This is a genomic window from Pseudonocardia phyllosphaerae (assembly GCF_046546475.1).
Classification (GTDB): domain Bacteria; phylum Actinomycetota; class Actinomycetes; order Mycobacteriales; family Pseudonocardiaceae; genus Pseudonocardia; species Pseudonocardia phyllosphaerae.
Genome location: NZ_JBKGXS010000010.1, coordinates 157270 through 177759, shown reverse-complemented (window position 1 = coordinate 177759; position 20490 = coordinate 157270). Strand labels below are relative to the sequence as shown.

Annotated in this window: 20 protein-coding genes; 6 read left to right on the top strand and 14 right to left on the bottom strand. The window is 74.9% G+C overall.

The annotated features are described in order from the left end of the window. Positions 1-5 precede the first annotated feature (5 nt). From ACLE50_RS19760 to rimP, 9 genes are all read right to left on the bottom strand, one after another. On the bottom strand, positions 6-1361 hold the full coding sequence (locus ACLE50_RS19760) for an MATE family efflux transporter (protein ID WP_410945075.1): 1356 nt from the start codon (positions 1359-1361) through the stop codon (positions 6-8). 9 nt (positions 1362-1370) lie between these two features. Next, the gene (locus ACLE50_RS19755) at positions 1371-1988 is read right to left on the bottom strand and encodes a class I SAM-dependent methyltransferase (RefSeq protein WP_410945074.1); all 618 of its coding nucleotides are present in this window, start codon (positions 1986-1988) and stop codon (positions 1371-1373) included. A gap of 124 nt (positions 1989-2112) precedes the next feature. After that, on the bottom strand, positions 2113-3111 hold the full coding sequence (locus ACLE50_RS19750; protein WP_410945073.1) for a DHH family phosphoesterase: 999 nt from the start codon (positions 3109-3111) through the stop codon (positions 2113-2115). A 7-nt stretch (positions 3112-3118) separates the two neighbouring features. Next, the gene (gene rbfA / locus ACLE50_RS19745) at positions 3119-3565 is read right to left on the bottom strand and encodes a 30S ribosome-binding factor RbfA (protein ID WP_410945072.1); all 447 of its coding nucleotides are present in this window, start codon (positions 3563-3565) and stop codon (positions 3119-3121) included. A gap of 104 nt (positions 3566-3669) precedes the next feature. Next, the gene (locus ACLE50_RS19740) at positions 3670-3966 is read right to left on the bottom strand and encodes a DUF503 domain-containing protein (protein WP_410945071.1); all 297 of its coding nucleotides are present in this window, start codon (positions 3964-3966) and stop codon (positions 3670-3672) included. A gap of 103 nt (positions 3967-4069) precedes the next feature. Next, the gene (gene infB / locus ACLE50_RS19735) at positions 4070-7201 is read right to left on the bottom strand and encodes a translation initiation factor IF-2 (protein WP_410945070.1); all 3132 of its coding nucleotides are present in this window, start codon (positions 7199-7201) and stop codon (positions 4070-4072) included. Positions 7202-7297: 96 nt separating this feature from the next. Next, positions 7298-7690, bottom strand: coding sequence for a YlxR family protein (locus tag ACLE50_RS19730; protein ID WP_410945069.1), 393 nt, complete (start codon positions 7688-7690; stop codon positions 7298-7300). A 2-nt stretch (positions 7691-7692) separates the two neighbouring features. Next, positions 7693-8727 carry a transcription termination factor NusA gene (nusA, locus tag ACLE50_RS19725; RefSeq protein WP_410945068.1) on the bottom strand — a complete coding sequence of 345 codons (1035 nt, stop codon included), beginning with the start codon at positions 8725-8727 and terminating at the stop codon, positions 7693-7695. Then, positions 8724-9350, bottom strand: coding sequence for a ribosome maturation factor RimP (gene rimP, locus ACLE50_RS19720; protein WP_410945067.1), 627 nt, complete (start codon positions 9348-9350; stop codon positions 8724-8726). Before rimP ends, nusA begins: the two co-directional genes overlap by 4 nt. A 270-nt stretch (positions 9351-9620) precedes the next feature. Here rimP and ACLE50_RS19715 point away from each other — a divergent pair, with 270 nt between their 5' ends. Both ACLE50_RS19715 and ACLE50_RS19710 read left to right on the top strand, forming a co-directional pair. After that, positions 9621-10115: a hypothetical protein gene (locus tag ACLE50_RS19715; RefSeq protein WP_410945066.1), complete on the top strand. Its 495-nt coding sequence runs from the start codon at positions 9621-9623 to the stop codon at positions 10113-10115. After that, entirely contained in the window at positions 10112-10618 is a 507-nt protein-coding gene (locus ACLE50_RS19710) for a DUF4439 domain-containing protein (RefSeq protein ID WP_410945065.1), read from the top strand. Before ACLE50_RS19715 ends, ACLE50_RS19710 begins: the two co-directional genes overlap by 4 nt. A 31-nt stretch (positions 10619-10649) precedes the next feature. Here ACLE50_RS19710 and ACLE50_RS19705 read toward each other — a convergent pair whose 3' ends face one another. Next, positions 10650-11747: an aminotransferase class V-fold PLP-dependent enzyme gene (locus tag ACLE50_RS19705; RefSeq protein ID WP_410945064.1), complete on the bottom strand. Its 1098-nt coding sequence runs from the start codon at positions 11745-11747 to the stop codon at positions 10650-10652. A 38-nt stretch (positions 11748-11785) separates the two neighbouring features. Here ACLE50_RS19705 and ACLE50_RS19700 point away from each other — a divergent pair, with 38 nt between their 5' ends. Both ACLE50_RS19700 and ACLE50_RS19695 read left to right on the top strand, forming a co-directional pair. Next, positions 11786-12196, top strand: a complete 411-nt coding sequence (locus ACLE50_RS19700; RefSeq protein ID WP_410945063.1) for a secondary thiamine-phosphate synthase enzyme YjbQ — start codon at positions 11786-11788, stop codon at positions 12194-12196. Positions 12197-12272: 76 nt separating this feature from the next. Continuing rightward, entirely contained in the window at positions 12273-13076 is an 804-nt protein-coding gene (locus ACLE50_RS19695; RefSeq protein ID WP_410945062.1) for a hypothetical protein, read from the top strand. A 101-nt stretch (positions 13077-13177) separates the two neighbouring features. Here the strand turns inward: ACLE50_RS19695 and ACLE50_RS19690 are convergent, their stop codons facing one another. After that, positions 13178-14923, bottom strand: a complete 1746-nt coding sequence (locus ACLE50_RS19690; protein ID WP_410945061.1) for a proline--tRNA ligase — start codon at positions 14921-14923, stop codon at positions 13178-13180. A gap of 85 nt (positions 14924-15008) precedes the next feature. On the opposite strand from ACLE50_RS19690, the gene ACLE50_RS19685 reads away from it, so the two are divergent. Then, complete coding sequence (locus ACLE50_RS19685) at positions 15009-15431, top strand: PPOX class F420-dependent oxidoreductase (RefSeq protein ID WP_410945060.1); 423 nt, start codon at positions 15009-15011, stop codon at positions 15429-15431. A 50-nt stretch (positions 15432-15481) separates the two neighbouring features. Here the strand turns inward: ACLE50_RS19685 and ACLE50_RS19680 are convergent, their stop codons facing one another. The 3 genes from ACLE50_RS19680 to ACLE50_RS19670 all read right to left on the bottom strand — a co-directional run bounded on the left by ACLE50_RS19680 (position 15482) and on the right by ACLE50_RS19670 (position 19407). Beyond that, on the bottom strand, positions 15482-16684 hold the full coding sequence (locus ACLE50_RS19680) for an acyltransferase family protein (protein WP_410945059.1): 1203 nt from the start codon (positions 16682-16684) through the stop codon (positions 15482-15484). Positions 16685-16957: 273 nt separating this feature from the next. Further along, the gene (metX, locus tag ACLE50_RS19675) at positions 16958-18100 is read right to left on the bottom strand and encodes a homoserine O-acetyltransferase MetX (RefSeq protein ID WP_410945058.1); all 1143 of its coding nucleotides are present in this window, start codon (positions 18098-18100) and stop codon (positions 16958-16960) included. Next, positions 18097-19407, bottom strand: a complete 1311-nt coding sequence (locus tag ACLE50_RS19670) for a bifunctional o-acetylhomoserine/o-acetylserine sulfhydrylase (RefSeq protein WP_410945057.1) — start codon at positions 19405-19407, stop codon at positions 18097-18099. The genes metX and ACLE50_RS19670 overlap by 4 nt, the downstream gene beginning before the upstream one ends. 319 nt (positions 19408-19726) lie before the next feature. Between ACLE50_RS19670 and yaaA the strand changes: the two genes are divergently transcribed. After that, positions 19727-20476 (top strand): peroxide stress protein YaaA, encoded by a 750-nt coding sequence (gene yaaA / locus ACLE50_RS19665; RefSeq protein WP_410945056.1) that lies wholly within the window; start codon positions 19727-19729, stop codon positions 20474-20476. Positions 20477-20490 lie beyond the last annotated feature (14 nt).

The window sequence follows — 20490 nt, the reverse complement described above, 5'->3', positions numbered from 1 at the left end:
CCTGCTCAGGCGGTGCCGGGCACGGCCCAGCGCCCGCCGCGGGTCCGCAGCCCGACCGCGACCAGCCGGATCAGCATGAACAGCGTCAGCCCGGTCCAGATCCCGGCCAGCCCCCACCCGAACACCAGCGACAGCCAGATCAGCGGGAGGAAGCCGCCCAAGGCCGCGGCGAGCGTCGTCGTGCGCAGGAAGGCGGAGTCGTTCGCGCCGAGCAGCACGCCGTCGAGGGCGAACACCACGCCCGCGACCGGCTGCAACGCGGCGAAGAACCACCAGGCGACCGGGATCGTCGCCAGCACCGCGGCGTCGGTGGTGAACACGCCCGGCAGCACCGGGTAGAGCGCGGCGAACACCACCCCGAACACGCAGCCGAGCAGCAGGCCGTAGCGGGTGACCCGCCCGGCGACGGCGCGGGCGCGGGAGGTGTCGGTGGTGGCCGCGCCGAGCGCGGAGCCGATCAGGGACTGCGCGGCGATCGCGACGGCATCGAGCACCAGGGACTGGAACGACCACAGCTGCAGCACCACCTGGTGCGCGGCCACCGACGGCGCCCCGAACCGGGCGGCCACGGCCGTCGCGGACAGGAAGCAGGCCTGGAACCCCAGCGAGCGCAGCACCAGGTCCCGCCCGGTCGTGGACTGCGCACGCAGCACGGACAGGTCCGGGGCCAGGCGCACCGGATCCGCGGCCGGGGCACGGCGGCGTTCGGCGGCCAGCGCGGACAGGAACAGCGCCGCGACGACGACCTGCGCGACCACGTTCGCCACCGCCGACCCGGGCAGCCCCCAGCCGGGCCAGGACCCGATGCCGTGCACCAGGAACGGGCACAGCAGCGCGGACGCCGCGTTACCGGCGATGACGTAGTGCAGCGGGCGGCGGGTGTCCTGCACACCGCGCATCCAGCCGTTCCCGGCCAGGGTGACCAGCACCAGCGGCGCCCCGAACAGCGCGATCCGCAGCCAGCTCACGGCCCCGTCGGCGACGGCGTCGCCACCGGCCAGCGCACCGGACACCGGCGCGGCGAGCAGCTGCCCCGCGACGAGCACCACGATCCCGACGGCCAGCGCCAGCCAGGTCGCCTGCACGCCCTCGGAGACCGCCGCGGCCCGGCGCCCGGCCCCGAAGAACCGCGACGCGCGCGCCGTCGTGCCGTAGGACAGGAAGTTCAGCTGGCTCGTGACCTGGGAGAACAGCACCCCCGCCACGGCCAGTCCGGCGAGCGGCACCGCCCCCAGCCGTCCGACGACGGCGGTGTCGACCAGCACGTACAGCGGCTCGGCCGCCAGCACCGGCAGCGCGGGCAGCGCGAGCCGCAGGATGTCGCGGGCCCCGCCCGGGGTCCGCTCGGTCGTGTCCGGCACCCGCGTCGGTCAGGACCGCTTCGGGCGGCGGCAGAGGTAGCAGAACGCGGGCGGCAGGTTCCGCCACACGGTCCGGGTGGCGACGACCTCGTCGAAGGTGTCGCGCAGCGTCGCCTTGAACCGGCGGGCCGAGGGCATCGGCAGGGTGTGGGAGTAGGCGAACGTGGCGAACGCGCCGGTCTCACCGATGACCTCGACGACCTGGTCGAGGATCGCCTGCTGCAGCTCGGCGCCGAACAGCGACCACGGCAGCCCGGAGATCACCGCGTCGACGTGGTGCACGTCGCGCTCGGCGAGCAGCGCGACGAGCTTCGCGGCGTCGCCGTTGATCACCTCGAGGCCGGGCTGGGTGCGCTCGACGTAGGAGGCCATCGACGGGTCCAGCTCGACGGCCAGGTGCCGGCCCCCGGACGGCAGCCGGCGTGCCACCTGCGACGACACCGCACCGGTACCCGGGCCCAGCTCGACGACGACGGGCTCACCGTGACTCGGCACAATCCGGGCGAGCCGCTCGGACAGCCGGGCCGAGCTCGGCCACACCGCGCCCACGCCGGCCGGGTTGCGCACCATCGCCCCGAGGAACTCACGCCACGCGGGCCCGTCGGCCGTTGTCGGCTCGCTGCTCACGACACACCTCCTGTGATCGACGGTCACGCTACGTCCCGCGGCCGGGGGACGGCGGACCGGCCCGCCCCCTCGTACCGTGTGCCCGTGACGCCCCTGTGTACTCCGGATGGACGCCGGTGGGCGGTCATCCGGCCGCCGCGGCCAGCTCGGCGCGCAGCGGACCCAGGATCTCCTCGGCGCCGCCGGCGGAGCGTTCGAACCCGGCGGCCGCGGCGTGCCCACCGCCACCCAGCGCCGTCGCGACGCGGGACAGGTCCGGGGTGCCCGTGCCGCGCATCGACACCGACCACTGGCCCGGCTCGGTCTCGGTGAGCAGCGCGGCGACGCCGTCCCCGGCGGTGGCGCGCAGCTGCCCGACGAGGGTGACGGTCTGGTCCCGGAACCGGCTCGCGGTCGCCGGGTCGACGACCGCCCACACCAGCCCGGCCCCACCGGCGGCGTCCGGGTCGCGGCGCGCACCGCCCAGCACGGTGGCCTCGGCGGCCAGCCAGGCGAACGGTCTGGTGCCGAACACCGCGTCCATCAGGGTGCGTGGGTCCGCGCCGGCCTCGACGAGCTCGGCGCCCAGGCGCAGCGCCCCGGGCCCGCCCCAGCGGAAGCCGCCGGTGTCGGTGTAGAGGCCGGCGAACAGCGGGCGGGCCAGCTCGGCGTCCAGCTCGACGCCGAGCTCGGCGATCACCGCGCGGACCAGCGTCACCGTGGCCGGCTCCTGCGGGTCGACGAGGTGGTGGTTGCCGAACCCGGTGAACGACGCGTGGTGGTCGATCACCAGCGAGTCCCCCGCGGCGGAGACCCGCCCGGCCAGGTCCCCGAGGCGCTGCTCGGAGGAGATGTCGCAGCACACCAGCAGCTCGGGTGCCTCGGGGGCGTCGGCCGAGTCGACGACGAGGCCGTGCTCGTCGAGCGCCGCGACCAGGCCCGGGACGGGGTCCGGGCCGCCGAACGAGACGACGACGTCGGTCCCGATGCGGCGCAGCGCGACGGCGAGGGCGAGGGTACTGCCTGCGGCGTCGGCGTCCGGGCGGAGGTGCCCGACGAGGAGCACGCTCGACGCCGCGCGCAGCACCGCGGCCGCCCCGGCCGGGTCGACGGGCCCCGCCGCGGGCCGGGTCACGGCCGTCACCGGTGGGTCACTCCTGCTCCTCGTCGCGCGGCGCCCGGTACGGGTCCGGGTCGCCCGCAGGCTCCGCCGACGCGGCCAGCCGGGCCACCTCGGCGTCGGACTCGCGGGTGCGGGCGAGCAGCTCCTCCATGCGGCGGGCCTCGTCGGGCACCGAGTCCGGGACGAACGCCAGCGACGGCGTGTGCCGGATACCGGTCTGCTGCCCGACGCGGCTGCGCAGCACACCGGTGGCGCTGGCCAGCGCAGCCGCCGCCCCCGCGGTGTCCGGCGGGGTGTCGACGGTCTCGCCCATCACCGTGTAGTAGACGGTGGCCTCGCGCAGGTCACCGGTCACCCGGGTGTCGGTGATCGTGACCATCGCCAGCCGGGGGTCCTTGACCTCGTGCTCCAGAGCCTCCGCGACGATCTGCGTGATCCGCTTCGCGAGCTTGCGGGCGCGCGCGTTGTCGACCATGTCCTGCTCCTTCCACCGGACGTGCGGGCCCGAGTCTATGCATGTCCCCCGGCGACCGGGCCGGTCCGCCGGGAGCGGGTCAGGGGGTGGGACGGAGCTCTCGCTCACTCCTCGTCGTCGGGCCCGAAGATGCGGGTCCGGGCGGAGAGGAGCTCCAGCTCGGGGCGGGCGGCGACGAGCCGCTCGCAGCGTTCCAGCAGGGCGCGCAGGTGGCCGGGGTCGCCCGACACCGCGGAGACCCCGATCAGCGCACGCCGGTACAGGTCCTGGTCACCGGCCTCCGCGGCCGCGACCTCGAACCGGCGCAGCTCGGCGACCAGCGGCCGGACCACCGATCGCTTCTGCTTGAGCGAGTGGACGTCGCCGAGCAGGACGTCGCACTCCAGGGCACCGACGTACACGCCGTACCTCCCGGTCGGGCTCACCCGGCCCGCAGGGGCCGGGACGCCGACGGGGCGGCCGGTGTCACCACCGGCCGCCCCGTCGAGCTGCTGCTCACCGCACTCAGGCGCGCGGCTTCTCGCGCATCTCGAACGTCTCGATGACGTCGCCGACCTTGATGTCGGAGTAGCTGCCGAGCGTCATACCGCACTCGAAGCCCTCGCGGACCTCGACCACGTCGTCCTTGAACCGGCGCAGCGAGGAGATCGGGAGGTTCTCCTGGATCACCGTCGAGTCGCGCATCAGGCGCGCCCGGGCGTTCCGGCGGATCTCCCCACCCATCACGAGGCAACCGGCGATGGTGCCGAACTTGGAGGACTTGAAGACGTCGCGGACCTCGGCGCGGCCGAGCTCCACCTCCTCGTACTCCGGCTTCAGCATGCCCTTCAGGGCCGCCTCGATCTCCTCGATCGCCTGGTAGATCACCGAGTAGTAGCGGATCTCCACGCCCTCGCGGTTGGCCAGCTCCGTGGCCTTGCCCTCGGCACGGACGTTGAAGCCCATGACGATGACGTTGTCCGCGATGGCGAGGTTGATGTCGCCCTCGGTGATGCCACCGACGCCGCGGTGGATGACGCGCAGGTCCACGTCGTCGCCCACGTCCAGCTTCATCAGGGACTCCTCGAGCGCCTCCACGGTGCCCGAGTTGTCGCCCTTGATGATCAGGTTGAGGGTGTTGGTCTCCTTGAGGGCCGCGTCCAGGTCCTCGAGGCTGACGCGCTTGCGACGGCTCGCCAGCTCGGCGTTGCGCTCACGGGCGCGCCGCCGGTCGGCGATCTGCCGGGCCACGCGGTCCTCGTCGACGACGAGGAACGTGTCGCCCGCGCCGGGCACCGACGTCAGACCGATGACCTGCACCGGACGCGACGGCAGGGCCTCGCTGACGTCGTTGCCGTGCTCGTCGACCATCCGCCGGACACGTCCGGAGGCGTCGCCGGCCACGACCGAGTCGCCGACCTTGAGCGTGCCGCGCTGGACCAGCACCGTGGCCACCGGGCCGCGGCCGCGGTCCAGGTGCCCCTCGATCGTGACGCCCTGGGCGTCCATGTCGGGGTTGGCCCGCAGGTCGAGCGAGGCGTCCGCGGTCAGCAGGATCGCGTCGAGCAGCGCGTCGATGTTCTGCCCCTGGCGGGCGGAGATGTCGACGAACATGGTCTCGCCGCCGTACTCCTCGGCCACGAGGTTGTACTCGGTGAGCTGCTGACGGACCTTCTGCGGGTTCGCACCCTCGACGTCGATCTTGTTGACCGCGACCACGATCGGCAGGTCCGCCGCCTGGGCGTGGTTGATCGACTCGACGGTCTGCGGCATCACGCCGTCGTCCGCCGCCACCACGATGACCGCGATGTCGGTGGACTTCGCACCGCGGGCACGCATGGCGGTGAACGCCTCGTGACCCGGGGTGTCGATGAACGTGACCGCCCGCTCCTGGCCGTCCAGCTCGGTCTCGACCTGGTAGGCGCCGATGTGCTGGGTGATGCCGCCGGCCTCGCCCTCGCGGACGTTGGCCTTGCGGATCGTGTCCAGCAGCCGCGTCTTACCGTGGTCGACGTGACCCATGATGGTCACCACCGGCGGACGGGCGGCCAGGTCGGCGTCGTCACCCTCGTCGCCGAACTCGATGTCGAAGGACTCGAGAAGCTCGCGGTCCTCCTCCTCCGGGCTGACGACCTGGATGTTGTAGTTCATCTCCTGGCCGAGCAGCTCGAGGATCTCGTCCGAGACCGAGGCCGTCGCCGTGATCATCTCGCCCAGGTGGAACAGCACCTGGACCAGCGACGCCGGGTTGGCGTTGATCTTCTCGGCGAAGTCGGTCAGCGAGGAGCCGCGCGGGAGACGGATCGTCTCGCCGCCGCCCTTGGGCAGGCGGACGCCGCCGACCGACGGAGCGGCCATGGAGTCGAACTCCTGGCGCTTCTGCCGCTTCGACTTGCGGCCCTTGCGGGCCGGGCCGCCGGGACGACCGAAGGCACCCGCGGCACCGCCGCGACCACCCGGACGACCACCACCGGGACGACCGCGGAACCCACCGGCCGGGGGCGGCCCACCGGGACCGCCGCCACCGGGACGGAAACCGCCGCCGCCACCACCGGGACGACCGCCACCGGGGCCACCACGACCGCCGCCGGGACCGCCACGGCCACCACCGGGGCCACCACGGCCACCGGCACCGGGCCGGCCCGCCGCCGGACGCGAGGGCATCATGCCCGGGTTCGGCCGCGGCGGCATGTTGCCGGGGCTCGGACGCGGACCGCCCGCACCCGGGGCACCGCCCGGACGCGGGGGACGCGGCGGGGCCTCACCGGAACGCGCGGCCGGCTGCTGGGGGGCGCCGCCGCCCTGCTGGCCGCCGCCCTGCTGACCGCCACCCTGCTGGCCGCCGCCCTGCTGGGGCGGGCCGGGGCGCGGGGCCGGGCGGGACGAGCCCTGACCGACGCCGAACGGGTTGTTGCCGACGCGCGGCTGACGCGGGCCGGGCTTCGGGCCGCGCGGCGCGTCGCCGCCGCCCTGCTGGCCGCCGGAGGGGCGACCGCCGGGCTGCTGGCCGCCGGAGGGGCGACCGCCGGACTGCTGACCGGACTGGCCGGGCTTCGGCGCGGCCGGACCGGGCTTGGGGCCCGGCTTCGGAGCCGCGGGACCGGGCTTGGGCGCGGCCGGGCCGGGCTTCGGAGCCGACGGCGCGGACGAGCCGGCGTCGGCCGCCGGGGCCTGCGGCTGCGGGGCCTTCGGCTCGGGGGTCTCCGGCTGCGCGGCGGGCTTCGGCGCCGCGGGGCCGGGCTTGGGCGCGGCCGGGCCGGGCTTCGGAGCCGACGGCGACGGGGCACCCTGCGAGGGCCCCGGGCGCGGACCGGGCTTCGGAGCGGGGCCGGACGGCGACGCACCGGGCGTCGGGCCGGGCTTGGGGGTGGGGCGCGACGGCGACGGAGCGCCGGAGCCACCACCGGACGGACGCGGGCGGGTGCCACCGGGGGCACCGGAGCCGCGACGCTGACCGCCGTTGCCGGAGGCGCCGTTGCCGGACGCGCCGGAGCCACCGCCTGCCATCGAGTCGCGCAGCTTGCGCGCGACCGGGGCCTCGACGGTGGACGAGGGAGACTTCACGTACTCCCCGAGGTCCTGCAGCTTGCTGAGGACCTGCTTACTGCTGATACCGAGCTCTTTCGCGAGCTCGTGCACGCGGGCCTTGCCTGCCACTGCTCTCCTTGTACTGACCGGAGGCCGGGCGGCGGTTCCCGCTCGACCTCGAACCTAGTGTCGAAGCACGTTCATGGTGCGATCTTCACTGCTGGCTCATGACGGGTCGACCATGCTCTCTTCCACTGACGGGCCGGGGAGGGTCCCCGGCCCCTGCTGATCCTGGATCCGGTGCCGCACGGCGGTGGCGTCCAGTTGTCCCCGGACGCGGAACGCCCGGTTGAACGCCGAGCGCCGCTCGGCCCGGTCGAGGCACCCCGTCGTGGGGTGCAACCAGGCACCCCGGCCGGGGAGGCGGTGGCGCGGGTCCGGGACGAGGTGTCCGTTCTCCAGTACCAACCGCAACAGTTCGTCGGCCTGCTCCCGCTGCCGGCATCCGACGCAGGTACGGATCGGGCCGGAGCCTGCACAGTCGGACGACGGCCCACGACGGCGGGCCGGTACCGAGTGTAGCGCAGAGCCCCGTGCGGGCCTCCCCTCGCCCGGCACCCCTACGACGACACCTCGGCCGGGTCGCCGTCCGGCCCGACCTGGGCGCCCGGGTCGGCGTCGCTGCGGATGTCGATCTTCCAGCCGGTCAGCCGGGCCGCGAGGCGGGCGTTCTGCCCCTCCTTGCCGATGGCCAGCGACAGCTGGAAGTCCGGGACCACGACGCGGGCGACCCGCGCCCGCTCGTCGAGCACGGTCACCGAGACGACCTTCGACGGCGACAGCGCGTTCCCGACGAACTCGCCCGGGTCCTCGGACCAGTCGATGATGTCGATCTTCTCTCCGTCGAGCTCGCCCATCACGCCGCGCACCCGGGCCCCCATCGGGCCGATGCAGGCGCCCTTGGCGTTGAGCCCGGAGCGGGTCGACCGCACCGCGATCTTGGAGCGGTAGCCGGCCTCGCGCGCCACCGAGACGATCTCCACGGTGCCGTCGGCGATCTCCGGGACCTCGAACGCGAACAGCTTGCGCACCAGGTTGGGGTGCGTGCGCGACAGCGTGATCGACGTGCCGCGCGGGCCGCGGTTGACGCCGACGACGTAGCAGCGGATGCGGTCGCCGTGCTTGTAGACCTCGCCGGGGACCTGCTCGGCCGCGGGCAGCACAGCCTCGGTGCCCCCACCCAGCTCGACGACGACGACGCCGCGGGAGTTCGCGCGGGCGTCGCGCTGCACGACCCCGGCGACGACCTCGCCCTCCTGGGTGGCGAACTCGCCGTAGGTGCGCTCGTGCTCGGCGTCGCGCAGCCGCTGCACGATCACCTGGCGCGCGGTGGTCGCGGCGATCCGGCCGAAGCCCTCGGGGGTGTCGTCGAACTCGGGGCCCGGCGTGCCGTCCTCGCCCGCCTCGTCGGGGTCGCGGGCCAGCACCCGGACGACCCCGGTCTTGCGGTCGATGTCGACGCGGGCGTCGGAGAAGCTGCCCTCGGTGTGGCGGTAGGCGGTGAGCAACGCGGACTCGATCGCCTCCAGCACGGTCTCGAACGGGATCTCCTTGTCCCGCTCGATGGCCCGCAGGGCGGGGATGTCGACGTTCACCGGTTCTCCTCGTGCGTGTGCGTGCTGTCCGTGTCCCCGTCGCCGTCCCTGCCGCTGTCGCCGCTGCCGCTGTCGCCGCTGTCGCCGCCGGGGTCGAGCAGCGCGGTCTCGGCGGCCGGGGGCGCCTTGAACTCGACCTCGACCCGGGCCTTGTCCACCTCGTCGTAGGGCAGGTCGCGCAGCTCGGGCCTGCGGCCCTTGCCGGTGCCGCGCACGGCGACCTGGACCCGCTCCTCGCCGGCCTTCCCGATCCGCGCCTCGATGGCGTCGCCGCCGGTGAGGGTGATCGTGGCCAGCCGCAGGAAGTTGCGGCGCCAGTCCCGCGGGCGGGTCAGCGGGCGGTCGAGCCCCGGCGAGGTCACCTCGAGGGTGTAGGAGCCCTCGATGAGGTGCTCGTGCGGGTCGAGCTCGGCGGCGGCGGCGCGACTCAGCTTCGCGATGGCGTCGAGGTCGATGCCGGTCTCGCCGGAGGTCTCCGGGTGGTCGACGACCAGCTTGACCGAGTGCTTGCGGCCCGCGGTCCGCACCTCCACGGCGTCGATCTCGAGGCCGGCGTCGCTGACGACGGGCTCGAGCAGGCCGCGCAGCTGCTCGGACAGCTCTGCGGGGTCCGTGCTGCGCATGGGAGGCCTTCCTGGTCGCGGGTGCGGTCGCCGTCGCACGCCGGGCCGCACCGGTCCGGGCGAAGTGGCTCCCGGCTGCGGGAGTGCACGACGGACGGCCGGTGGATCGGTGGGCGGGGACGGCCGACGAGCCTAGCGTGCCGCCGCCGGTGATCGGCGGCCGACCGGCCTCCGCCGCCCGTCCGGCGCCGCGGTGAGCGGCCGGTACGTGGCCCGGGCCACGTGGGTGGCTGCCGGACACGGCCCGTCCGGCTGGCACCATGACCGCTCGTGAGCAGACGACCGCGCGCCGTGCGAGCGGCCGACCAGACCCGAGGCGGCTCCGTCGCCTCCCGCAGGCAGGTGCTCCGCATCGCGGCCACCGCCGTCGCCGCCACTCCCCTGCTGGCTTCCTGCAAGTCGGACTCCGGCGGGAACAACGGCTCGTCCGAGCCGCTGCTCGGCATGGCGGACCAGGCCCGGATGGACGCCTCGATGATCGCCGCGGCCGTGACGTCGGACCCGAAGCTGGCCGAACGCCTCGAGCCGCTGCGGGCCGCGCGGATGGAGCACGCCACCGCGCTCGACGCGGCCGCCGGACGCACCCCCGGCGAGGCGCCCGTCCCGGCGACCCCGCAGCGGGCCTCGCTGGCCGACGTCCGCGACGCCGTGGACGCCTCGGCCCGCACGGCAGGCGAGGTCGTCAACCAGGCACCGGCCATGCAGGCCGGCCTGGTCGCGGAGATCGCGGCCTGCTGCTCCACCTACGCCGGGATCCTGACGTGACCGGCACCGCGGCAGCGTCGCCGCGCCAGGACGACGACTCCGGTGACGACTCCGACGACCGCTCCGGGCTGCCCAAGGTGGCCGTGGAGGCCCTGCAACGGGCGCTGGCCAGCGAGCACGCCGCGCTGTGGGCGTACTCGCTCGCGGTGGCGTTCGTCCCCCCGGACTGGGCGAAGCACGCCCGCGGCGACATCGAGGCGCACAAGACGCTGCGCGGGCAGGTGACCGCGACGCTGTCGAGCGTCGGTGAGCGCCCGGTCTCCGCGCTGCCCGCCTACTCGCCGCCGCAGCCGGTGGTCGACGCGCCATCGGCCGGGGCGCTGCTGGTCGCCGCCGAGACCGACGCGATCGCCGGGTGGCGCTCGGTGCTGGAGCGTTCGAGCGCCGCGGCGCTGCGCGGGGCCGCGCTCAGGGCGATGGTCGCCTGCACCGGCCGGGTCGCGTTCTGGCGGCAGGTGACCGACCGGTCGCCGGTCGTGCCGGTGTTCCCCGGCCGCACCTGAGTCGCCCCGCTCCTCGGCCGGTGACCGCCCCTCAACCGGCGAGCGCGGCGCCGGACAGCGCCCGGGCGGCCGCGTCGACGTCGTCGCCGGTGGCGGCGAGGTGGAACGCCAGCCGGGCCGCACCGCCCCGGACCGACGCGGTGATCCCCTCCCCGGCGAGCCGGTCGGCCACACCGGGGTCGCGCACCGACACGACCGCCGAGCCGGACGGTGCGAGCCCCAGCCGGTCGCGCAGCGCGTCGGCGTGCCCGACGACCTCGTCGTACAAGGCCTGCGGGTCCAGCTCCGCCAGCCAGGGCAGCGTCACCGCCGCGCCGACGTGGGCGAGCCACACCGGGGACTCCTCGGTCCCGGCCGGACCGGGCCGCGGCGCCGGGTCGGGCACGTACATCCCGGTGGCGCGGTCGGCGGCGCCGTACCAGCCGGCCGCGCTGCCCGGGGGCTCCGGCCACGCCCGTCCGCGCGGCGGACCGTCCGTCCACGTCGGACGGCGGGCGAGCCAGGCCGCGCCGCGCGGGGCCATGAGCCACTTGTACCCGGCCGCGACGACGGCGTCGGCCCCGGTGACCGCGGTGCGGCGGACCGGGAACCAGCCCGCGGCCTGGCTGAGGTCGTAGAGCAGCCGGACGCCGTGCCGGGCGCGGGCGTCGTGCAGCGCGTCGAGGTCGGCGATACGGCCGTCGGCGGACTGCACCACCGACACCGCGACGACGTCGTGCCCGCCGGCGTGCGCGGCCAGCTCGGGCAGCGGAACCGCGGTGACCCGCACCCCGCGCCGGGCCTGCCGGGCGAACGGCCGGGTGAGGCTGGCGAACTCGTGCTCGGCGACGAGCACCCGGGTGCCGTCCGGGACGCCGGCGGCCAGATCGGCGACCAGCCCGGACACGGTGGCGCCCTGGGCGACGTCGTCGACCGGCATCCCGGTCAGCGCCGCGAACCCGGCGCGGGCGGTCTCGACGGCGGAGTCGAAGTCGGCGGGCCGGGACCGGCCGTCGGCCCAGGAACGCACCGCCTCGGCGACGGCGTCGGCCGCTTCCTGCGGGGGAACGCCGATGGACGCGGCGTTCAGGTAACCCGGTCGGTGGCGGAACTGTCGCCCGAAAGCATGCACGGTCACAGCGCGTTCCATGCTGCCCGACCCTAGTGACGAGCCTAGGGTTCGTGGACGTGCACAGCGAACTGATCGAGATCCACACCGGGGCGGAGGAGACCGTCGTCGATCTGACGCACCGGATCGAACGGTTCCTGTCCGAGGCCGGTGCGGTCGACGGACTGCTGAACGTCTTCGTCCCGCACGCCACCGCCGGTATCGCCGTGATCGAGACCGGGGCAGGCAGCGACGCCGATCTGCTCGCCCGTCTGCGGGAGCTGCTCCCCGCCGACGACCGCTGGTACCACCGGCACGGCAGCGCCGGCCACGGCCGCGACCACGTACTGCCCGCGTTCGTCCCGCCGTCGACGACGGTGCCGGTGCTCGACGGCCGGCTCGCGCTCGGCACCTGGCAGTCGATCTGCCTGGTGGACACCAACGTGGACAACCCGACCCGCTCGGTGCAGTTCACCCTGCTGCCCGGCTGACCTGCACGGCGACGCCCGTACCGCGGGTCCCGCACCGGCTCGGGGTGACGCTCGGAGCCGCCCGTACCCTGCTCGGGTGACCTCCCCCGGCCGGACGCCGACGACCCGCCGTCCGGGCGACTCCCCCGGGCATCCGGCGGAGCCGTCCCCCGAGCCCATCCGCTGGTGGCGCCCCGCGCTCGCCGCGCTCGTCGTGGTGCTGCTCGTCGCGGGCACCGTGATCGCCTTCGCGGTGCCGCGCTCCGCACCGCCGCCCGCCGGGGCCCCCGCGGCACAGCCCCGGGACGGGGCCCCCACGGCACAGACCCGGGACCCGGACGCGTTCGCCGTCCAGTCCCCCGACGGCTGGGCCCCCGTGGCCGCCGGGGCCGCACCGCTGGAGGTCTTCGGGGTGCCCTTCACCCCGCTCACCGAGGTGCCCGCGCCCGAGGCCGTCGCGTGCCCGTCGCCGGTGGCGACGCAGGGCGTGGCCGCGTCCGGGCTGGTCGCCGTACCGGCCGGGACGAGCGTCGAGCAGGCCGCAGGCGCGTTCGCCCGCGGCACGGGCGAGGCCGTCTACGCCGGGACGCAGCCGCAGGTCACCGTGGGTGCACCGGGGCCGCGGCCGGGCAGCGGTGCGGGGATCGAGCAGGGCACCTGGGTCGAGGCGACCGTGCACACCGACGGCACCGGCCCGGTCGCGGGCGGGGCGCCGTCACCCGGCTGCCGCGCGACGGACGCGCACGTCGGGGTGCTCGCCGTGCCGCGCACCCGCGCCCAGGACGGCTCGGTCGGCGTCGCGATGCTGCTGGTGGCCGCGGACGCCGCCGGCGGTCCGGGCAGGCCCGTCCCGCACGACGACCTCACCCGGCTGGCGTCCTCGGCGGTCCCGCCGCGCTGAGCCCGGCTACACGCCCGGCCCGCCGCACGCTCGGCCCGTCGCCCCGAGGGGCACCCTGGTTGCCACCGGCGGTGGCGAGGGTGCCCCTCGGGGCACACGGGTCAGACCCCGTGGACGATCGCGGCGACCTGACCGGCGACGCCGTCGCGGTCGACCTCGGTCCGCTCCCCCGAGGCCCGGTCCTTGATCTCGACCTTGCCGTCGGCCAGCCCGCGCCCGACGACGACGATCGTCGGCACCCCGACCAGCTCGGCGTCGGCGAACTTCACGCCGGGGCTGGCCTTGCGGTCGTCGAGCAGCACCGACAGGCCCCGCTGCTCCAGCTCCGCGGCGACGGCCTCGCCGCCCTCGAGCAGCTCCGCGGACTTCCCGGCGACGACGACGTGCACGTCGAACGGGGCGACCGCGCGCGGCCAGACCAGGCCCTTGTCGTCGTGCGCCTGCTCGGCGATCGCGGCGACCAGCCGGGAGACACCGATGCCGTAGGAGCCCATGGTGATCCGGACCGGCTTGGAGTCCGGGCCCAGCGCGTCGAGGGAGAACGCGTCGGCGTACTTGCGGCCCAGCTGGAAGATGTGCCCGATCTCGATGCCGCGGGCGGCCTCCAGGACGCCCTGGCCGTCCGGCGAGGGGTCACCGGCGCGGACCTCGGCGGCCTCGATGGTGCCGTCCGGGGTGAAGTCGCGGCCCGCGACCAGGTCGACGACGTGGTGGTCGGCCTTGTCCGCCCCGGTCACCCAGGCGGTGCCGGTGACGATCCGGGGGTCGACGAGGAACCGGACGCCGTTCGCGGCGAGCGCGCCCGGCCCGATGTAGCCCTTGACCAGGAACGGGTTGCGGGCGAAGTCGGCCTCGTCGAGCAGCTCCACCTGAGCGGGCTCCAGCGACGCCTCGAGGCGCTTCATGTCGACCTCGCGGTCGCCGGGCACGCCGATGCCGAGCAGCTCCCACTCGTCGGCACCGGGCTGCTTGATCTTCACCAGCACGTTCTTGAGGGTGTCGGCCGCGGTGAAGGTGCGGTCGGTGGTCGCGTTCAGGTGGTCCACCAGCGACTCGATGGTCGGGGTGTCCGGCGTGTGGTGCACCTGTGCGGCGGGCAGCCCGTCGAGCGGGATCTCCGCGGGCGCGGGCGTGGTGACGGCCTCGACGTTGGCCGCGTAGCCACCGGGGCCGCGGACGAAGGTGTCCTCGCCGGTCTCGGACTCGGCCAGGAACTCCTCCGACGCCGAGCCACCCATCGCCCCGGACGTCGCGGCCACGATCACGTAGTCCAGCCCGAGCCGGTCGAAGATCCGGATGTAGGTGGCGCGGTGGTTCGCGTAGGACTCCGACAGGCCCTCGTCGGACAGGTCGAACGAGTAGGAGTCCTTCATCAGGAACTCGCGCCCGCGCAGGATGCCGGCGCGCGGCCGCTCCTCGTCGCGGTACTTGTTCTGGATCTGGTAGAGCACGACCGGGAAGTCCTTGTACGAGGAGTACTCGCCCTTCACCGTGAGGGTGAACAGCTCCTCGTGCGTGGGGCCGAGCAGGTAGTCCCCGCCCTTACGGTCGTGGAGCCGGAACAGGTTGGGGCCGTACTCGGTCCACCGGTTCGTCGACTCGTAGGGCTCGCGCGGCAGCAGCGCCGGGAGCTGGATCTCCTGGCCGCCCATGGCGTCCATCTCCTCGCGCACCACGTTCTCGATGCGGCGGAGCACCTTGAGCCCGAGCGGCAGCCAGGAGTAGACCCCCGGGGCGACGCGACGGACATAGCCGGCGCGGACCAGCAGCTTATGGCTGGGCACCTCCGCGTCGGCCGGGTCCTCACGCAGGGTGCGCAGGAACAGCGACGACATCCGGGTCAACACCCGGCACAGGGTAGCCACCCCCTGCGGGGCGGCTCACCCCGGTTCCGGTGGGAACACCTCGCGCGCGTCCGCTCGTTGACCGGGCATGGGAGACGAACAGCACGAGCTGCTGGCCGGAGCACGCCAGGGCGTCCTCGCGACGATCAAGCGCAGCGGGATGCCGCAGCTGTCGCCGGTCACGCCGTACTACGACCGCGAGGCCGGGACGATCCAGGTCTCGATGACCGCGGGCCGCGCGAAGACCGCCAACCTCCGCCGCGACCCGCGGGCCGCGCTGTCGGTGGAGAGCGAGGACGGCCGCGCCTGGGCCACCGCCGAGGGCCCCGTGGAGCTCGCCGGCCCGGACGAGACCGTCGACGGCCCGGCCGTCGAGGCGCTCGTCGCGTGGTACCGCGCCGCGGCCGGGGAGCACCCGGACTGGGACGAGTACCGCGAGGTCATGGTGCGCGACCAGCGCGTGCTGATGACGATGCGCGTGCAGCGGGTCTACGGCGAGCGCGTCGGCTGAGAGCCACGCCGGGGCCCGCATCGGCGGGCGCCCCGGGGGCGCCGGGGTGCTCAGCCGATCGCGGGGCGCACGGCCCAGCGGCCGGGGAGGTCGTAGAGCCAGGTGCCGTGCGCGGCGCGGATCGCCTTGTGCAGGCCGAGCGCCCCGGCGATCGTCGCCACCACCATCACGGCAAGCACCGCCACCTGCGCCGGGGCCGGGAGGGCCAGGCCCGCGACCGGCGTCGTCAGCAGGCCGATGAACAGGATGTTCGTCAGGTAGATCGGCAGGGTGCGGCGGCCGAGGAAGATCGCGACCCGGCCCACCTTCCACCGTGCGAGCAGCCCGGCGACGAGCACCCCGCCGCCGACGGCGACCACGTTGAGCGCGAACGCCACACCGAACACGTTCTTCAGGTTCAGCAGCACCTCGGCGCCGGCACCGAGCCCGGCGAGCACCGCGGCCAGCCCGACCCGCAGCGGCGTCGCGGCGGCGGCGAGCTTCTCCACGATCGACCGGGCGTGCCAGCCGAGGGCGAAGAAGAACGCGTAGCGGGCCATGAACTCCCAGGCGAACGCGTCCACCTGCAGGATCTCCGCGCCGGCCAGCGCGGACAGGATCCCGGTCGCGCCGAGCAGCACCCAGGTGGGGACGTTGCGGGTCAGCCGCGCACCGATGGAGAACACGGCCAGCGCGTAGAGGAACCACATCGACGGCGCCGGGAGCAGCGGGCTCAGCAGCAGCGACGACAGGTCCTGGGTGGCCAGCGACGGCGCGACGCCCGCGGGCAGCAGCGAGGTCACCCCGAACTGGATCCCGGTCCACAGGAAGTAGAGCCAGGCGAACAACGCGACCCGGCGGTGCAGCAGCGTGCGCCACGGCTTCGCCAGCACCGAGGGCAGGAACAGCCCCGAGACCAGGAAGAACAGCGGCATCCGCAGCGACGCGAGCGCGGTGTTGAGCATGTTCAGCGGGCCCGGGATCAGCCCGTGCGGCTCCAGGAACATCACCGCGTGGTGCACGACGACCAGCACGATGCAGATGCCCTTGGCCGCGTCGACCCAGTCGGTACGGCGACGGCCGCCGCGCTGCTGCGGGAACGCCTGCCCGACGACGCCGCGCTCGGCGGCCCGGCGGGCCCCGGCACTGCGCTCGACCGACTGCTCCGGCGACCCGTTCGCCTCGGCGTAGGCGGCGCGGGCGGACCGCGCGGCCTCCCGGCGGTGCCGACCGGTGTCGGTGGGGGTTCCGGCCGGGCGGCCCGGGGCCGTCACATTCCCGGCCACATCCCCGGCGGGGTCGATCGGAGCGGTCGGGGCCCCCGCCTCGGGAACGCGGCCGGACACCCGACGATGCCGACCGGTGCCGGTGGCGGTCACCGTCGCGGTCTGCGGACGTGCCGTCGTGTAGGTCACGGTGCGCTCTTCCGGATGGGGTATCGGGACGAGCGGAACACTAGGGACATGGCGCTGAGAGAACACTGAGAGTGGCTGAAACCCTCTCAAGATCGACACAGCGCAACTCCTGTTGCGCCGTTCAGCTGACGATCATGCCGATTCGGCGAGCAGCTCCGTGAGCAGGCGTCCCACCGTCGGCGTCTCGATGAGGAAGCCGTCGTGGCCGTACGGGGAGTCGATCACCGTGAGGTCACCGGCGCCGGAGATGCCGTCGGCGAGCCGCTGCTGGTCCGCGATCGGGTACAGCCGGTCGGACACGACGCCGGCCACCCGGGTCCGGGCCCGCACCCGGCGCAGGCCCGCCTCGACGCCGCCGCGCTCGCGCCCGACGTCGTGCAGGTTCATCGCACGGGTCAGCAGCACGTAGGACGCGGCGTCGAACCGGCGCACCAGCTTGTCGGCGTGGTGGTCGAGGTAGGACTCGACGGCGAACCGGCCGCCGTCGAGCGGGTCCTCCCCCGGCTGCCGGTCGCGGCCGAACCGGGTGTCGAGCTCGATCCCGGAGCGGTAGCAGAGGTGCGCGATCCGGCGGGCGACGCCGAGGCCGCGCCACGGCCCCTCCCCGGGCCCGAGGTCGTGGTAGTCGCCGCCGTGCCAGCCCGGGTCCGCGCGGATCGCCTCGATCTGCGGTGCGGCCCAGCCGATCTGGTCCGCCGACGACGCCGCCGGACCGGCCAGCAGCGCGAGGCGCCGCACCCGGTCGGGCTCGGTCGCGGCCCACTCCAGCGATCGCATCGAGCCCATCGACCCGCCGATCACGCAGGCGAAGGAGTCGATGCCGAGCGCGTCGGCGAGGTGCTGCTCGGCGGCGACGGTGTCGCGGATGGTGACCGCCGGGAACCGGCTGCCCCACGGCCGCCCGTCCGGGGCCGGCGACGCCGGGCCGGTCGAGCCCTGGCAGCCGCCGAGCGCGTTCGGGGCGACGACGAACCAGCGCGCCGGGTCCAGCGGCAGGCCCGGCCCGATCAGGCCGGGCCACCAGCCCGCGGTGGGCTGTCCGGGCCCGGCGGGGCCCTCGACGTGCGCGTCCCCGGTGAGCGCGTGCAGCACCAGGACCGCGTTCGAGCCGTCCGGGGCGAGCTCGCCCCACGTCTCATAGGCCAGCCGGGCCTCCGGCAGCTCCCCGCCGGCCTCCAGCTTCAGCGGACCCGGCAGGTCCAGGAACCGTCGCGCGCCGGGGTCGTCTCCCTCCCGCCAGGCACCGCTGGCGGGAGGGAGACGGTCGGCACTCACGCGCCCTTGGCCGCGCGGAAGCCCGCGTCCAGGTCGGCCTTGAGGTCCTCGGCGCCTTCCAGGCCCACCGACAGGCGCACCAGGCCGGGGGTGACGCCGGAGGCCAGCTGCTCCTCCGGGGAGAGCTGGCTGTGCGTCGTCGACGCCGGGTGGATCACCAGGCTGCGCACGTCACCGATGTTGGCGAGGTGACTGAACAGCTCGAGCGAGTCGACGAACTTCCGGCCCGCCTCGACCCCGCCGCGCAGCTCGAACGCGACGATCGCACCGGCGCCCTTGGGCAGGTACTTCTGCGCCGCGGTGTGCCACGGCGAGGACTCGAGCCCGGCGTAGTGCACGGTCTCGACCTCGTCGCGCTCCTGCAGCCACTCCGCCAGCTCCTGGGCGTTGGCGTTGTGCTTGTCCATCCGCAGCGACAGCGTCTCGATGCCCTGCAGGATGTAGAACGCGTTCTGCGGGGAGATCGCCGGGCCGAGGTCGCGCAGCAGCTGCACGCGGGCCTTGATGATGTAGGCCAGCGGGCCGACGGCGTCGGTGAACACCGCGCCGTGGTAGCTCGGGTCCGGCTGGGTCAGGCCGGGGAACTTGTCGGCGTGCGCGGTCCAGTCGAAGTTGCCGGAGTCGACGATGATGCCGCCGACCGAGGTGCCGTGCCCGCCCAGGAACTTGGTCAGCGAGTGGACGACGATGTCGGCGCCGTGCTCGATCGGCCGCAGCAGGTACGGCGTCGGGACGGTGTTGTCGACGACCAGCGGCACGCCTGCCTCGTGTGCCACCCCGGCGACGCCCTCGACGTCCAGCACGTTGCCGCGCGGGTTGCCCAGGGTCTCGGCGTAGAGCAGCTTGGTGTTCGGCCGGATGGCCGCCTTCCACGCCTCCAGGTCGTCCGGGTCGTCGACGAACGTGACCTCGAGCCCGAGCTTGGGGAACGTGTAGTGGAACTGGTTGTAGGTGCCGCCGTAGAGCGAGGCGCTGGCGACGATGTGGTCCCCGGCCTCGGCGATGTTCAGCACGGCGAGCTGCTGCGCGGCCTGCCCGGAGGCGACGGCGAGCGCCCCGACCCCGCCCTCCAGGGCGGCGACGCGCTGCTCCAGCACGTCCTGGGTCGGGTTCATGATCCGGGTGTAGATGTTGCCGAACTCCTGCAGGCCGAACAGCTTCGCGGCCTGCTCGGAGTCCCGGAAGACGTAGGACGTCGTCTGGTAGATCGGCGTGGCCCGCGCGTTGGTGGTCGGGTCGGGCTCGGCGCCGGCGTGCACCTGCTTGGTCTCGAACGACCAGTTGGCGGTGGGGTCGGGCTCGGTCATGACGGGATGTGCTCCTCGGATGCGGTCCGGCGACTTCCGTGCCTCGGCAGCGGTGCCGGACGGGACGGGTCGTGCGGGGCGCCCGGCCTGCGGGACGGCAGGTGCGCCCTCGGTCGGGCGGAGGTCAGCCGCAGCGTCGACAACTCGCGCTGGACAGGCGCATGAGGTCGACGTGCAGGCGCGCCACGAGGCAGGTCACGGCCTCGAACCTAGCGGCGCCCGGGATGGGGCACAACGCCCCCGCCGGGCGGCGCGCTGTGGCCGCGATCGCAGGTGGGGGCCGCCGCCGGTGATCACCGGGGAAGTACTCTCGCCCGCCGTGCTCGTGCTGCTGCCGCCCTCGGAGACCAAGCGCGCCGGCGGGGACGGCCCGCCGCTCGACCTCGCCGCGCTGTCCCACGACGCCGACCTCGGCGCCGTCCGCAAGGAGCTGGCCGACGAGCTGGTGGCCCTGGCCGCGGACCGCCCGGCCGCCCGCGCCGCGCTCGGCGTCTCCGCCCGGCAGGACGCCGAGATCGACCGGAACGCCGCGCTGTTCACCTCGCCGACGATGCCGGCGCTGGACCGCTACACCGGGGTCCTCTACGACGCCCTCGACGCCGGATCGTTCACCCGCGCCGTCCGCGACCGGGCCCGCTCCCGGCTGGCCGTGCAGTCGGCGCTGTTCGGCGTCGTCGGCGCGGACGACCCGATCCCGGCCTACCGGCTCTCGGCCGGGTCGAAGCTGCCCGGCTCGGGGACGCTGGCGTCGCGGTGGCGGCCGGTGGCCGACCCGCTGCTGGCGCGGATCGCCGCCGGTGAGCTGGTCGTCGACCTGCGCTCGGGTGGCTACGCCGCCCTGGGCGCGGTGCCCGGCGCGGTCACCGTGAACGTGCTCGCCGAGCGCCCGGACGGGTCCCGATCGGTGGTCAGCCACCACAACAAGTCCCACAAGGGCGGGCTGGCGCGGCTGCTCGCGGCCTCGCGCGCCGAGCCCGCCGACGCGACCGCCGTCGCCCGGATCGCGCGCCGTGCCGGGCACACCGTGGAGCGCGACGGCGACCACCTGGACCTCGTCATCCCGGCCTGAGGGGTCCCGGCCGC

What these genes read in the sequence shown, in the direction of transcription:
- rbfA (WP_410945072.1), bottom strand. Translation starts at nt 3,565, where the DNA reads ATGGTCGACAACGCGCGCGCCCGCAAGCTCGCGAAGCGGATCACGCAG.
- rimP (WP_410945067.1), bottom strand. Translation starts at nt 9,350, where the DNA reads ATGCGCAGCACGGACCCCGCAGAGCTGTCCGAGCAGCTGCGCGGCCTG.
- ACLE50_RS19705 (WP_410945064.1), bottom strand. Translation starts at nt 11,747, where the DNA reads ATGGAACGCGCTGTGACCGTGCATGCTTTCGGGCGACAGTTCCGCCAC.
- ACLE50_RS19685 (WP_410945060.1), top strand. Translation starts at nt 15,009, where the DNA reads ATGGGAGACGAACAGCACGAGCTGCTGGCCGGAGCACGCCAGGGCGTC.
- ACLE50_RS19670 (WP_410945057.1), bottom strand. Translation starts at nt 19,407, where the DNA reads ATGACCGAGCCCGACCCCACCGCCAACTGGTCGTTCGAGACCAAGCAG.